At 66.1% G+C, this 12,551-nt stretch carries 12 protein-coding genes; 8 read left to right on the top strand and 4 right to left on the bottom strand.

Annotation, left to right across the window (positions count from 1 at the left end; all coding sequences use genetic code 11):
* The first annotated feature begins 47 nt into the window (after positions 1-47).
* From ACK8CP_RS01295 to ACK8CP_RS01270, 6 genes are all read left to right on the top strand, one after another.
* Entirely contained in the window at positions 48-941 is an 894-nt protein-coding gene (locus tag ACK8CP_RS01295) for a LysR family transcriptional regulator (RefSeq protein ID WP_414833084.1), read from the top strand.
* Between the two features lie 139 nt (positions 942-1,080).
* Positions 1,081-1,560 (top strand): formate dehydrogenase subunit gamma, encoded by a 480-nt coding sequence (locus ACK8CP_RS01290; protein WP_128291285.1) that lies wholly within the window; start codon positions 1,081-1,083, stop codon positions 1,558-1,560.
* Positions 1,557-3,119: a formate dehydrogenase beta subunit gene (locus ACK8CP_RS01285; RefSeq protein ID WP_414833083.1), complete on the top strand. Its 1,563-nt coding sequence runs from the start codon at positions 1,557-1,559 to the stop codon at positions 3,117-3,119. The genes ACK8CP_RS01290 and ACK8CP_RS01285 overlap by 4 nt, the downstream gene beginning before the upstream one ends.
* A 33-nt stretch (positions 3,120-3,152) precedes the next feature.
* Positions 3,153-6,032: a formate dehydrogenase subunit alpha gene (gene fdhF, locus ACK8CP_RS01280; RefSeq protein WP_414833082.1), complete on the top strand. Its 2,880-nt coding sequence runs from the start codon at positions 3,153-3,155 to the stop codon at positions 6,030-6,032.
* Between the two features lie 26 nt (positions 6,033-6,058).
* On the top strand, positions 6,059-6,898 hold the full coding sequence (gene fdhD / locus ACK8CP_RS01275; protein ID WP_414833081.1) for a formate dehydrogenase accessory sulfurtransferase FdhD: 840 nt from the start codon (positions 6,059-6,061) through the stop codon (positions 6,896-6,898).
* Positions 6,888-7,115 carry a formate dehydrogenase subunit delta gene (locus ACK8CP_RS01270; protein WP_414833080.1) on the top strand — a complete coding sequence of 76 codons (228 nt, stop codon included), beginning with the start codon at positions 6,888-6,890 and terminating at the stop codon, positions 7,113-7,115. Before fdhD ends, ACK8CP_RS01270 begins: the two co-directional genes overlap by 11 nt.
* A gap of 85 nt (positions 7,116-7,200) precedes the next feature.
* Here the strand turns inward: ACK8CP_RS01270 and ACK8CP_RS01265 are convergent, their stop codons facing one another.
* The 4 genes from ACK8CP_RS01265 to ACK8CP_RS01250 all read right to left on the bottom strand — a co-directional run bounded on the left by ACK8CP_RS01265 (position 7,201) and on the right by ACK8CP_RS01250 (position 10,592).
* Positions 7,201-8,769: a GMC family oxidoreductase gene (locus ACK8CP_RS01265; RefSeq protein WP_414833079.1), complete on the bottom strand. Its 1,569-nt coding sequence runs from the start codon at positions 8,767-8,769 to the stop codon at positions 7,201-7,203.
* Positions 8,770-8,867: 98 nt separating this feature from the next.
* Positions 8,868-9,392 (bottom strand): gluconate 2-dehydrogenase subunit 3 family protein, encoded by a 525-nt coding sequence (locus tag ACK8CP_RS01260; RefSeq protein WP_414833078.1) that lies wholly within the window; start codon positions 9,390-9,392, stop codon positions 8,868-8,870.
* Between the two features lie 100 nt (positions 9,393-9,492).
* Positions 9,493-9,888, bottom strand: a complete 396-nt coding sequence (locus tag ACK8CP_RS01255; protein ID WP_414833077.1) for a VOC family protein — start codon at positions 9,886-9,888, stop codon at positions 9,493-9,495.
* A 350-nt stretch (positions 9,889-10,238) separates the two neighbouring features.
* Entirely contained in the window at positions 10,239-10,592 is a 354-nt protein-coding gene (locus ACK8CP_RS01250; RefSeq protein ID WP_414833076.1) for a ribbon-helix-helix domain-containing protein, read from the bottom strand.
* 458 nt (positions 10,593-11,050) lie between these two features.
* On the opposite strand from ACK8CP_RS01250, the gene ACK8CP_RS01245 reads away from it, so the two are divergent.
* Both ACK8CP_RS01245 and ACK8CP_RS01240 read left to right on the top strand, forming a co-directional pair.
* Entirely contained in the window at positions 11,051-11,812 is a 762-nt protein-coding gene (locus ACK8CP_RS01245; RefSeq protein WP_414833075.1) for an ABC transporter ATP-binding protein, read from the top strand.
* The gene (locus ACK8CP_RS01240) at positions 11,809-12,522 is read left to right on the top strand and encodes an ABC transporter ATP-binding protein (protein WP_414833074.1); all 714 of its coding nucleotides are present in this window, start codon (positions 11,809-11,811) and stop codon (positions 12,520-12,522) included. Before ACK8CP_RS01245 ends, ACK8CP_RS01240 begins: the two co-directional genes overlap by 4 nt.
* Positions 12,523-12,551 lie beyond the last annotated feature (29 nt).

The raw sequence follows: 12,551 nt of genomic DNA, 5'->3' as shown, positions 1-12,551 counted from the left end.
GCACGTCGCAGGCGGGCCGAAGATCCGCAAGGCGGCGGGAGACGCTCATGATCGACAAGCTGGAAATGTTCATCGCGCTTGCCCGCGAAAAACATTTCGGCCGTGCCGCAGAGGATTGCCGCGTCACCCAGCCGACGCTCTCCTCGGCGATCAAGCAGCTCGAAGACCAGTTCGGCGTCATGCTGGTGCGCCGCGGCTCGCGCTATCAGGGGCTGACGCCGGAAGGCCAGCGCGTCCTGGAATGGGCGCGCCGCATCGTCGCCGACGTTCGCTCCATGCAGGAGGATCTGCGGACCGCGCGCCACGGCCTCTCCGGGCATCTGCGCATCGCCGCCATCCCGACGGCGCTCTCCGCCGTCGCCGAGCTGACGGCGCCCTTTGCGGAGGCCCATCCCGGCATCACCTTCACCGTCCTGTCGCGCAATTCGGTCGAGATCCTGTCGCTTCTGGAAAATCTCGAGATCGATGTCGGCATCACCTATCTCGACAACGAGCCGCTCGGCCGCGTCACCACCGTGCCGCTCTACGAGGAGCGCTACGCCTTCGTCACCCAGGCGGACGGACCGCATGCCGGCAAGTCGAGCATCACCTGGAAAGAGGTGGCGGCCGCACCGCTCTGTCTGTTGACGCCCGACATGCAGAACCGCCGCATCGTCAACCAGAAGATGGGCGAAGCCGGCGCCAGCGCCGATCCGACGCTCGAATCCAACTCCGTCATCACCCTCTTCGCCCATGTGCGCACCGGCCGCTGGTCGAGCGTCATGCCCTGGCGGCTGGTGGACGCCTTCGGCCGCCTGGACAATCTGACGGCGATCCCGATCGTGGAGCCGGAGGCCGTGGAAAGCATCGGCCTCGTCGCCGCCTACCGCGAACCGCACACGCCGGTTCTTGCCGCCCTTCTCGCCGAAGCCCGCAAGGTTTCGCAGCTTCTGCCCCGATAGAAACGGCCCTCGGCCTAGCGCTCGATAGGTTTTCCCGATCACTCGACGGGATAAAGCTATTGATAAGACATGACGTCGCGCGTCAAAATTACCGCAATAAGAAATCCGGCAAAAACAATCGCCGGCCATGGGAGGAAGAATGACTGCCCAGACAGGCGCAGCGGACATTGCCGTCCGCGCCACAGCGATCGTCGATGCCAACGCCGCCCTCGAAGGCCCGCTCCTGCCGATCCTGCACGATCTCCAGGAAGAGTTCGGCTGCGTGCCGGAAGAGGCCGTGCCGGTCATCGCCAACCGCCTCAATCTGAGCCGCGCCGAAGTCCATGGCGTCGTCAGCTTCTATCCCGACTTCCACCACACCCCCTCCGGCCGCCATGTCCTGAAGGTCTGCCGCGCCGAGGCCTGCCAGTCGATGGGCGGCGAAAAAATCGCCGACCGCGTGCGCTCGGCCCTCGGCATCGACTGGCACGAGACGACGCCCGACGGCGCCGTCACGCTCGAACCCGTCTACTGCCTCGGCCTCTGCTCCTGCGCCCCGGCCGCGATGCTCGACGGCGAGGTGACCGGCCGCCTCGACGAAACCCGCCTCGCCCCGCTTCTCGACGAGGCCCGGCGATGACCGATCCCGTAAAGGTCTACGTCCCGCGCGATGCCGGCGCCCTGGCGCTCGGTGCCGACAAGGTCGCGGCCGAAATCGCCCGCGAGGCGGAGGCCCGCGGTCTCGATATCCGCCTCATCCGCAACGGCTCCCGCGGCCTCTTCTTCCTGGAGCCGATGGTCGAGGTCGCGACCGAAGACGGCCGCCTCGCCTATGGCCCGGTCGCGCCTGGCGACGTCGCCTCCCTCTTCGATGCGGGTTTTCTGTCCGGCGGCGACCACCCCCTCGCCCAGGGCGAAACGGAAGAAATCCCCTTCCTCGCCCGCCAGACCCGCCTCACCTTCGCGCGCTGCGGCATCATCGATCCGCTCGATCCGGCCGATTACGAGGCGCATGGCGGTCTGAAGGGGCTGCGCAATGCCGTCATGATGACGCCCGAAGAGATCGTCGAGACGATGGTCACGTCGGGGCTCCGCGGTCGCGGCGGCGCCGGCTTTCCGACCGGCATCAAGTGGAAGACCGTCGCCGAAGCAAAAGGCGAGCAGAAATACATCGTCTGCAACGCCGACGAGGGCGACAGCGGCACCTATTCCGATCGCATGATCATGGAGGGCGACCCCTTCATGCTGATCGAGGGCATGGTGATCGCGGGCCTCGCCACCGGCGCGACCCGCGGCTACGTCTACACCCGCTCCGAATACCCGCATGCCATCGTGACCATGCGCGACGCGATCGCCATCGCCCGCAGCCACGGCTTTCTCGGCCCCGACATTCTGGGCTCGGGCCACGCCTTCGACATGGAAATCCGCATGGGCGCCGGCGCCTATGTCTGTGGCGAGGAGACCTCGCTCCTGAACAGCCTGGAAGGCAAGCGCGGCGTCGTGCGCGCCAAGCCGCCGCTTCCCGCCCATGAGGGCTTTCTCGGCCGCCCGACCGTCGTCAACAACGTCATCTCACTTGCGACCGTACCGGCGATCCTCGACCACGGGCCGGAATTCTTCCGCGATTTCGGCGTCGGCCATTCGCACGGCACGATCCCCATTCAGATCGCGGGCAACGTCAAGAACGGCGGCCTCTTCGAGATCGCCTTCGGCCTCACTCTGCACGAGCTCGTCGACGAGATCGGCGGCGGCACCAGAAGCGGCCGCCCGGTCAAGGCGGTGCAGGTCGGCGGCCCGCTCGGCGCCTATTTCCCACGCGCCCTCTTCGACACGATCTTCGATTACGAAGCCTATACCGCGAAGAACGGCCTGATCGGCCATGCCGGCATCGTCGTCTTCGACGACAGTGTCGACATGCTGAAGCAGGCCCGCTTCGCCATGGAATTCTGCGCCATTGAATCCTGCGGCAAGTGCACCCCCTGCCGCATCGGCTCCGTGCGCGGTGTCGAGGTCGTCGACAGGATCGCGGCGGGCGAGGACCCTGACGCGCAGATCGCCCTCATGACCGACCTCTGCCAGACCATGCGCTTCGGTTCGCTCTGCGCCCTCGGGGGCTTCACGCCCTTCCCGGTCCTGAGCGCGATCGAACATTTCCCCGACGATTTCCGCCCCACCCCCTTCGCCGAAGCCGCCGAGTAAAGCTGAGGAAGAATAAAGCTGAGGAGCAGCCTGATGAGCCTCATTCACGAAATCGACTACGGCACACCCGCCTCCACCTCCGAAGAGACGGTGTCGCTGACGATCGACGGCTTTGAGATCAGCGTCCCGGCCGGCACTTCGGTCATGCGCGCGGCCGCCGAAGCCGGCATTCAGGTGCCGAAACTCTGCGCCACCGACATGGTGAAATCCTTCGGCTCCTGCCGCCTCTGCCTCGTCGAGATCGAGGGCCGGCGCGGCACCCCCGCCTCCTGCACCACGCCGGTCACCCCCGACATGGTCGTGCACACGCAGACGCCGCGCCTCAAGGACATCCGCCGCGGCGTCATGGAGCTCTATATCTCCGACCACCCGCTCGACTGCCTCACCTGCGCGGCGAACGGCGATTGCGAACTCCAGGACATGGCGGGCGAAGTCGGCCTGCGCGACGTGCGCTACGGCTATGACGGCGCCAACCACGTCAAGGCGAGGAACAACGGCGAGGCGAACCCGCGCTACCGGCCGAAGGACGAGAGCAACCCCTATTTCACCTTCGATCCCACGAAATGCATCGTCTGCTCGCGCTGCGTGCGCGCCTGTGAGGAGGTGCAGGGCACCTTCGCGCTGACGATCGAAGGCCGCGGCTTCGGCTCCGTCGTCGCCGCCGGACAGGACGAAGAGTTCCTGGCATCGGAATGCGTCTCCTGCGGCGCCTGCGTCCAGGCCTGCCCGACGGCGACGCTCCAGGAAAAGTCGGTGATCGACAACGGCCTGCCGGAGCATGCGCGCGTCACCACCTGCGCCTATTGCGGCGTCGGCTGCTCCTTCAAGGCGGAGATGCGCGGCGAAGAGCTGATCCGCATGGTCCCCTACAAGGACGGCAAGGCGAACCGCGGCCATTCCTGCGTCAAGGGCCGCTTCGCCTATGGCTATGCCAATCACAAGGACCGCATCCTCAACCCGATGATCCGCGAAAAGATCACCGATCCCTGGCGCGAGGTCTCCTGGGAGGAGGCGCTCGCCCACACGGCCTCGGAATTCCGCCGCGTCCAGCATCAATACGGCCGCGGCGCGCTCGGCGGCATCACCTCCTCGCGCTGTACCAACGAGGAGACCTTCATCGTCCAGAAGCTGGTGCGCGCCGGCTTCGGCAACAACAATGTCGACACCTGCGCCCGCGTCTGCCATTCGCCGACCGGCTACGGCCTCAAGACCACGTTTGGCACCTCCGCCGGCACGCAGGATTTCGACAGCGTCGAGAAGACCGACGTCGTCATCCTGATCGGCGCCAATCCGACCGACGGCCATCCCGTCTTCGCCTCCCGCCTCAAGAAGCGGTTGCGCGAAGGGGCAAAACTCATCGTCATCGATCCGCGCCGCATTGATCTCGTGCGCTCGCCGCATATCGAGGCGTCCTATCACCTCCCCCTGAAGCCGGGCTCCAACGTCGCCATCCTGACCGCACTCGCCCATGTCGTCGTCACCGAAGGCCTCTTCGACGAGGCTTTCATCCGCGAGCGCTGCGACTGGGACGAGTTCCAGGATTGGGCGGCCTTCGTCTCCGAGCCGCGCAACTCACCGGAGGAAGTGGAAAAAATCTCCGGCGTTCCGGCCGCCGCCATCCGCGGCGCGGCACGTCTCTATGCGACCGGCGGCAACGGCGCGGTCTATTACGGCCTCGGCGTCACCGAACACAGCCAGGGCTCGACCACCGTCATGGCGATCGCCAACCTCGCCATGGCGACCGGCAATCTCGGCCGCCCGGGCGTCGGCGTGAACCCGCTCCGCGGCCAGAACAACGTTCAGGGCTCGTGCGATATGGGCTCCTTCCCGCATGAGCTGCCGGGCTACCGCCACATCTCCGACGAGGCGACGCGCGACATCTTCGAAAAGCTCTGGAACGTCACCCTCGACGACGAGCCGGGGCTTCGGATCCCCAACATGCTCGATGCCGCCGTCGACGGGTCCTTCCGCGGCATCTACATCCAGGGCGAGGACATCCTGCAATCCGACCCCGACACCAAGCATGTCGCCGCCGGTCTCGCCGCCATGGAATGCGTCGTCGTCCACGACCTCTTCCTGAATGAGACGGCGAATTACGCCCACGTCTTCCTGCCGGGCTCCACCTTCCTGGAGAAGGACGGCACCTTCACGAACGCCGAGCGGCGCATCAACCGCGTCCGCCGCGTCATGGCGCCGAAGAACGGCTATGCCGACTGGGAGGTGACGCAGCTTCTGGCGAACGCGCTCGGCTGCGACTGGAACTACACCCATCCGCGCGAGATCATGGCCGAGATCGCCGCCACCACGCCGAGCTTTGCCGGCGTCACCTACGACCTCCTGGAAAAGGAAGGCTCGGTGCAATGGCCGTGCAACGACAAAGCTCCGCAGGGCACGCCGGTCATGCATGTCGGCGGCTTCCAGCGCGGCAAGGGCAAGTTCGTCGTCACCGAATATGTGGCGACGGATGAAAAGACCGGCCCGCGCTTCCCGCTCCTTCTGACGACCGGCCGCATCCTCACCCAGTACAATGTCGGCGCACAGACCAGACGCACGGCGAACACCGTCTGGCACGAAGAGGATCGCCTCGAAATCCATCCGCACGACGCCGAACAGCGCGGCATCAAGGACGGCGACTGGGTGCGGCTCGCGAGCCGCTCCGGTGAGACCTCGCTGAAAGCCCGCATCACCGACCGCGTCGCGCCGGGCGTCGTCTACACGACCTTCCACCATCCCGGCACGCAGGCGAACGTCATCACCACGGATTTCTCCGACTGGGCAACCAACTGCCCGGAATACAAGGTGACCGCCGTCCAGGTCGCGCTGTCGAACGGGCCGAGCGACTGGCAGCAGGAATATGAGGAGCAGACCCGTCAGGCCCGCCGCATCGCCCCGGCAATGGAAGCGGCCGAGTGAGAGAGGCGCCGAATGAGGGAGCGAGGATGACGCAAAAGACCCATCACCCGGTCGCCCGCATCGCCCATCGCCTCGGCACGGCGCGGCCGGGCGAACGCGACCTGCCGGAAGAGACGGCCGTCGCCCTCACCTATGGCGGCACCACCCAGGCGGTGATGATGGCGACCCCTGCCGATCTCGTCGATTTCGCCGTCGGCTTCACCCTGACGGAGGGCATCGTCGACACGGCCGAGGCGATCGACGCCGTCGATATCGTCGAGCTCGAAGACGGCATCGACGTGCAGATCATGCTGGCCGAAGAGGCGGACGAAAAGCTCGCCGAACGCCGCCGCCACCTCGCCGGTCCCGTCGGCTGCGGGCTGTGCGGCATCGAGAGCCTGGAAGGCGCCGTGCGCCAGCCGCCGGTCGTCCCCGCCTCCGATCTCACGTTGTCGCCGGCCGACATCGCCCGTGCCATGGGCGCGCTCTCCCGGGCCCAGCCGCTGCATGCCGCAACGCGCGCCGTGCATGCCGCGGGCCTCTACGCTCCGGGCGAAGGCCTCGTCGCCGTGCGCGAGGACGTCGGCCGCCACAATGCGCTCGACAAGCTCGTGGGCGCGCTCGCCCGCCGCGCCATCCCGGCCACTGAGGGCGCCATCGTGCTGACGAGCCGCGTCTCTGTCGAAATGGTGCAGAAGGCGGCGGCCGCCGGCAGCCCGATCCTGCTTGCCGTCTCGGCCCCCACGGCACTTGCCGTCCGCATGGCGGAGGCCGCCGGCATCACCCTCGTCGCCGTCGTCCGCGACCGCGACTTTGAAGTCTTCACCCATCCCGAGCGAATTACCGACGGCACTGTCGACACCGGAAAGGTCTCCCATGTCGCCTGACAAACTCGCCTATATGGCGAACCAGATCGCCACCTTCTTCAAGAGCCGCCCGGAACACGAGGCCGCCGCCGGCGTCGCCGACCACATCAACTCCTTCTGGGAACCGCGCATGCGCGCAAAACTCTTCGAGATCCTGGATGCGGGCGGCACGGACCTCGACCCCCTCGTCGTCGAAGCCGCGCCGATGATCCGCCAGCCGAAGCCCGAGCGCGCCTGAACAGGCGCGCACCCGCCCCTTTCGAACACCATCCGGAAAGCCGGCGCCCGGCCCGCGCCGGACGCCCCCGTCAAAATCCCTCGTCTCAGATCTCGCCGCGGCCCATCCGCCCGGCGATATGATCCGCCTGCCGCAAGGCGAGCGCCACGATCGTCAGGGTCGGATTCTCCGCCGCCCCGGTCGTGAATTGCGAGCCGTCGGAAACGAAGAGATTGTCGATATCGTGCGTCTGGCCGTAGCGGTTGACGACGCCGTCGCGCGCCTTCTCGCTCATCCGGTTGGTGCCGAGATTGTGCGTCGAGGGGTAAGGCGGCGTATGGATCGTGCGCACCGCGCCCACCGCATCATAGATCGCCGACCCTTGAGTATAGGCATGCTGGCGCATGGCGTTGTCGTTCGGATGATCGTCGAAATGCACGTCCGGGATGGGCATGCCGAAATCGTCGGTCTCGTCTGACAGCGTGACGCGGTTTTCCGCCCGCGGCATGTCCTCGCCGACGATCCAGATGCCGGCCATGTTGCTGTAGCCGTCCATCGCGGAGGCGAAATCCCGCCCCCATTTGCCGGGATCGAGAAACGCCGCCATGAACGGCAGGCCGAGCGACAGGGTCTCGAACTCGTAGCCGCCGGCAAAGCCGCGCGAGGTGTCGTGCTTTGCCTCGTCGCGCACGATCCCCGCCATGGTCGTGCCGCGATACATGTGCACCGGCTTGTCGAAGACCGCATAGACCGAGCCGGTCGTGTGGCGCATGTAATTGCGGCCCACCTCGCCGGAGGAGTTCGCGAGCCCGTCCGGGAATTTCGCCGAATGCGAATTGAGGAGAAGCCGCGGGCTCTCGATCGAATTGCCGGCAACGCAGACGATGCGCGCCTTCTGCCGCTGCTCGCGCCCCTCTTTGTCGGCATAGACGACGCCGGTCACGCGGCCCTCGTCATTGTGCTCGATGCGCAGAACCTGACAGTCCGGCCGCACTTCGAGCTTCCCGGTCGCCTCGCCTTTCGGGATTTCCGCCACCAGCGTCGACCATTTGGCGCCGGATTTGCAGCCCTGGAAACAGAAGCCGATCTGCAGGCAGGAGGCCCGTCCGTCGCGCGGCTCGGAATTGATCGCCATCCGCCCGGTATGCACCTCCTTGTAGCCGATCTTGCGGGCACCCGCCTCCAGCACCTTAAAGTTGTTGTTGCCGGGCAGGCCCGGAATGCCGTTGGTGCGCGTCACGCCCATCCGGTCTTCGGCCATGGCGTACCACGGCTCCATCTCGTCGAGGTCGATCGGCCAGTCGAGGAGCGTCGCGCCTTCGATCTCGCCGTAATGCGTCTTCGTCTTGAACTCGTGCTCCTGGAAGCGCAGCGAGGCGCCCGCCCAGTGGACGGAAGAGCCGCCGACCGCCTTCACGATCCAGGCCGGCAGGTTCGGAAAATCCTTGGCGACGCGCCAGTCGCCGGAGGTGAGGCGCTTGTCCTTCCAGGCGAGCTGCGTGAAGGAATCCCACTCGTCGTTGATGAAATCCCAGGTTTCGTGGCGCGATCCCGCCTCCAGGATCACCGTATCGATGCCCTTGAGGGCGAGCTGCGTGCCGAGCGTGCCGCCACCGGCACCCGAGCCGATGATGACGACGACGCTGTCGTCGTTCTTGTCGTAAGGAGCAGACATGTCGTTTCCTCCCGGACTCCGATGGCTGGCCGCGCATGCGCAAGCGCAGCCGAACGAGCCCGTCTGTTCTGGTGCGTTTCGTCGCTGAGACTGCCGGCCTAGAGCCAGGCGATGTCGTCGAAGCCGCGGTCGATATAGCCGCCCTTGTCCGCCGACGCCCCTTCGTAGCCGAAGATCGGCCACAGCTCCTTCTGGTTGTAGAGGCCGACGACGAGGTTCGAACGCACCTTCTGCATGAAGGGCTCGTCTGCGATCGCTTCCAGAAGCGCGACCCGGTCCGCCTCGTTCTCGATCGCCACGTAATTGGCGCCATGGGCGTCATGCGCGGACTTGTCGAGCGCGGCGACCCCTTCTTCGAGCAGGTTGAGCTCGTCCTCCGAGGCGCGTGCCGCCTCGTCGAGGATATCGACTGCCTTGGCGTAGTAGCGGTCTTCGAGCTGGTCGTGCGGATAGCAGTCGCGCGACATCTGCACGAGGGTCGCGAAAGTCTCCGGCTTCGTGGAACGGGGCATCTGCGCCCAGGCGCGCCCGACCACCGTCCCCGCCGGCGTAATCGTCATGGCGAGAAGCCCGCTTCCCACTTTCAGGAAGCCGCGTCTCGTCGGTCGTGTGAGGCTCGTCATCTTGCATTTCCTCCTAGGGATTTTTTCTTGATTGGGAGCGCCGCTTATTGCGCGGTCGTCTCCGCGGTTTGGGGCCGACGCCAGGCGCCGGCCCGCAAACTCACTTGTAGCGGCCCTGCCGCTCCAGAACTTCGATCTTGTAGCCGTCCGGATCCTCGATGAAGAAAAACCGCGCGAGCGCTTCGCCCTCATGCGTCATCGCCTTGATATCCTTGGGCGAAAGCCCGGCGGCCACGAGGCGCTGATGCTCGCCTTCGAGATCGGCGACGGAGACCGCCATATGGCCGTAGCCGTTGCCGAGCTGATACGGCGCGCTCTGATCCTTATTGATCGTCAGCTCCAGCTCGAACTCGCTCTCGTCATTGGCGAGATAGACGAGCGTGAAATCGTCGAAGTCGAAGCGTCCGGCGACCTTCAGGCCGAAGGCCGTGTCGTAGAACTCGACCGAGCGCGCCTCTTCGGCGACGCGGATCATCATGTGAATTATCTTCGCCACAATCGTCCTTTCATGTCTCACGCCATCGGGCGACTCGGCGGACGAAGCGGACGGCTCTGGCGCGGCGCGGACATCGAGCCGCCCCGTCGGTGCCAGCAATCTTTGCGCCCGGTTGGTGCGCATCGGCGGCGCGCCCGGTCGGCCCAAATTGCCGGTGCGGCACGCCTCTTCCTCATCCGCCAGCTCATCCCGGCTGACGGTTGAAGTCTACTGCCCCGCCCGCAAGGCAGGTAGTATCATGATAATACAATTGCGCTTTTGCCCGCGCGCCTCGGCCTCTTGCGGCCGAAACGGCCCTCATCGGCGACCGCGCGCGCCTCTCGCGCTTCGTCGCGTCGCCGGGTCCGGCCTCAGCCGAGCGCCACGGCCTCGCCGGAAACGCCCGTCGGGCGCTGCGTCTTGCCGCCGGCAAGCCCCGCCTTCTCCTCGGGCTGCGCGGCGGCGCCGCGCCGCTCCAGATGCACGAGGCAGGTGCAGCGCAGGAGCGAGGAGAAGTTCCGCGCCTCGCCATGCAGTGCGAGCACCTCGTCGTGCAGCGTCGTCAGAAACTTGGCGAGCGAAAAACCCTGCTCGGCGGCGAGCTCTTCGAGCACCTGCCAGAAGGCCGTCTCCAGCCGGATCGAGGTGGCATGGCCGGAGAGCCGGATGGAGCGGGTCTCGCTGTCGTAGAGTTCGCGGGGCATGCCCGCAAAGAGATGGCACATCGTCGACCTCGTTCCGCTGTTCCCGCCTCCCGGACATCAGTAAACGGCGGAAGCGGCGGCGAAGACAAGCATCTTCTGTTCCGCCCGCGGGGTCGCGCATCCGCCCAACCCGCTCCGCGTCACAAGGGGCCACGCGCTGGACACATCCCCCGACACGCCAGCCGGCCACCTTGCGCCGCTCGGAAATGACGGCGCCGCCCCATCCGCCACAAAAGCTCCCGCAAGAAAAACCCGTTCCCGCCCCTGCGTCAGCCGGCGTTTCTCAGAAAATCTCTGCATTGTCGTCCCGATCTGACTTGAAGTTTCAGGCAAACCGGTGCGACAACATGCACCGAGCGGAATAAAACAAAGAACCGCTCCGCGGCTGCTGTGAACAAAAGACGGCGGGGCCGCAGGGAGGATGACAATGCTTCCCCGCAAACCCGCTGCGCATTGGGCAACTGTGATCAGGCGGGGAAATGTCGGAATTCATTCTCGAGACCGAGAATCTCACGAAGTATTTTGCCGGCTTCGCGGCGGTCAGTGGCGTCAATCTCGGGGTCCGTGAGGGCACGATCCATGCTCTCATCGGCCCGAACGGCGCCGGCAAGACGACCTGCTTCAACCTCATCACCAAATTTCTGCAGCCAAGCTCGGGCACGATCCGCTACGCCGGCCACGACATCACCCGGTCGACGCCGCATCACGTGGCGCGTGACGGGCTCGTGCGCTCGTTTCAGATCTCCGCGGTCTTTCCGCATCTGACGGCGCTCGAAAACGTCCGCCTGGCGCTGCAGCGCCCGACCGGCCTCTCCTTCCATTTCTGGAAGTCGAGCCGGGTTCTGGAGCGGCTCCACGAGCGCGCCTACGAGCTTCTCGCAGCCGTCGGCCTGTCGGAATTCACCGACACGTTGGCGGTCGAGATGCCCTATGGCCGCAAGCGCGCGCTCGAGATCGCCACGACGCTGGCCCTCGAACCCAAGGTCATGCTCCTCGACGAGCCGATGGCCGGCATGGGCCATGAGGACATCGCCCGCGTCTCCGATCTCATCCGCCAGGTGGCGCAGAACCGCACCGTCCTGATGGTGGAACACAATCTCGAAGTCGTCGCCGATCTCTCCGACACGATCACGGTCCTGCAGCGCGGCCAGATCCTGGCGGAGGGCAGCTACGACGAGGTCTCAAAGAACCCCGAGGTCCGGGAGGCCTATATGGGCACGGGCGACGAGGCGGAGGCATGAGCGTGCGCAAGACCATCCTCGAAGTCTCCGATCTCAACGCCTGGTACGGCGAATCCCACGTTCTCCACGGCGTCGATTTCGAAGTCCGCGAAGGCGAGGTCGTCAGCCTTCTGGGGCGCAACGGCGCCGGCAAGACGACGACTTTGCGCTCCATCATGGGCCTCGTCGGGCGCCGCTCCGGCTCGATCCGCTTCGACGACCAGGAGCTCATCGACCTGAAGCCCGACAAGGTCGCCCGCCGCGGCATCGCCTATTGCCCGGAAGAGCGCGGCATCTTTGCGAGCCTCACCGTGGAGGAAAACCTTCTCCTGCCCCCCGTCGTGCAGAAGGGCGGCCTGCCCATCCCCGAAATCTACGAGCTCTTTCCGAACCTGAAGGAACGGCTTCTCGGCGCCTCCGGCACCCGCCTGTCCGGCGGCGAGCAGCAGATGCTGGCGATCGGCCGGATTCTGCGCACCGGAGCGAAGCTCCTCCTGCTCGACGAGCCGACGGAAGGCCTCGCCCCCGTCATCGTCCAGCAGATCGGCGCCAGCGTGCGCCGCCTGCAGGAGCTCGGCTTCACCGTTCTGCTGGTTGAACAGAACTTCCATTTCGCCGCCCGGCTCGCCGACCGTCACTACGTCATCGAGCATGGCCGCGTCGTCGACCGCTACCAGCGCGACGACATCAAGACGCGCATGAGCGAACTCAACGAACTTCTGGGCGTGTAACGGACGGCGCCCGGAACACCACAAAAAGT

It is taken from the genome of Afifella sp. YEN Y35, from assembly GCF_047553465.1.
GTDB classification, from domain to species: Bacteria; Pseudomonadota; Alphaproteobacteria; order Rhizobiales; family Afifellaceae; genus Afifella; species Afifella aestuarii.
The sequence above is the reverse complement of the archived record's forward strand: the minus strand, read 5'-3'. Positions and strand labels throughout refer to the sequence as shown.

Coding starts and splice junctions, on each gene's coding strand:
- ACK8CP_RS01295 (WP_414833084.1), top strand. CDS start 48: ATGATCGACAAGCTGGAAATGTTCATCGCGCTTGCCCGCGAAAAACAT.
- ACK8CP_RS01290 (WP_128291285.1), top strand. CDS start 1,081: ATGACTGCCCAGACAGGCGCAGCGGACATTGCCGTCCGCGCCACAGCG.
- ACK8CP_RS01285 (WP_414833083.1), top strand. CDS start 1,557: ATGACCGATCCCGTAAAGGTCTACGTCCCGCGCGATGCCGGCGCCCTG.
- fdhF (WP_414833082.1), top strand. CDS start 3,153: ATGAGCCTCATTCACGAAATCGACTACGGCACACCCGCCTCCACCTCC.
- fdhD (WP_414833081.1), top strand. CDS start 6,059: ATGACGCAAAAGACCCATCACCCGGTCGCCCGCATCGCCCATCGCCTC.
- ACK8CP_RS01270 (WP_414833080.1), top strand. CDS start 6,888: ATGTCGCCTGACAAACTCGCCTATATGGCGAACCAGATCGCCACCTTC.
- ACK8CP_RS01265 (WP_414833079.1), bottom strand. CDS start 8,769: ATGTCTGCTCCTTACGACAAGAACGACGACAGCGTCGTCGTCATCATC.
- ACK8CP_RS01260 (WP_414833078.1), bottom strand. CDS start 9,392: ATGACGAGCCTCACACGACCGACGAGACGCGGCTTCCTGAAAGTGGGA.
- ACK8CP_RS01250 (WP_414833076.1), bottom strand. CDS start 10,592: ATGTGCCATCTCTTTGCGGGCATGCCCCGCGAACTCTACGACAGCGAG.
- ACK8CP_RS01245 (WP_414833075.1), top strand. CDS start 11,051: ATGTCGGAATTCATTCTCGAGACCGAGAATCTCACGAAGTATTTTGCC.
- ACK8CP_RS01240 (WP_414833074.1), top strand. CDS start 11,809: ATGAGCGTGCGCAAGACCATCCTCGAAGTCTCCGATCTCAACGCCTGG.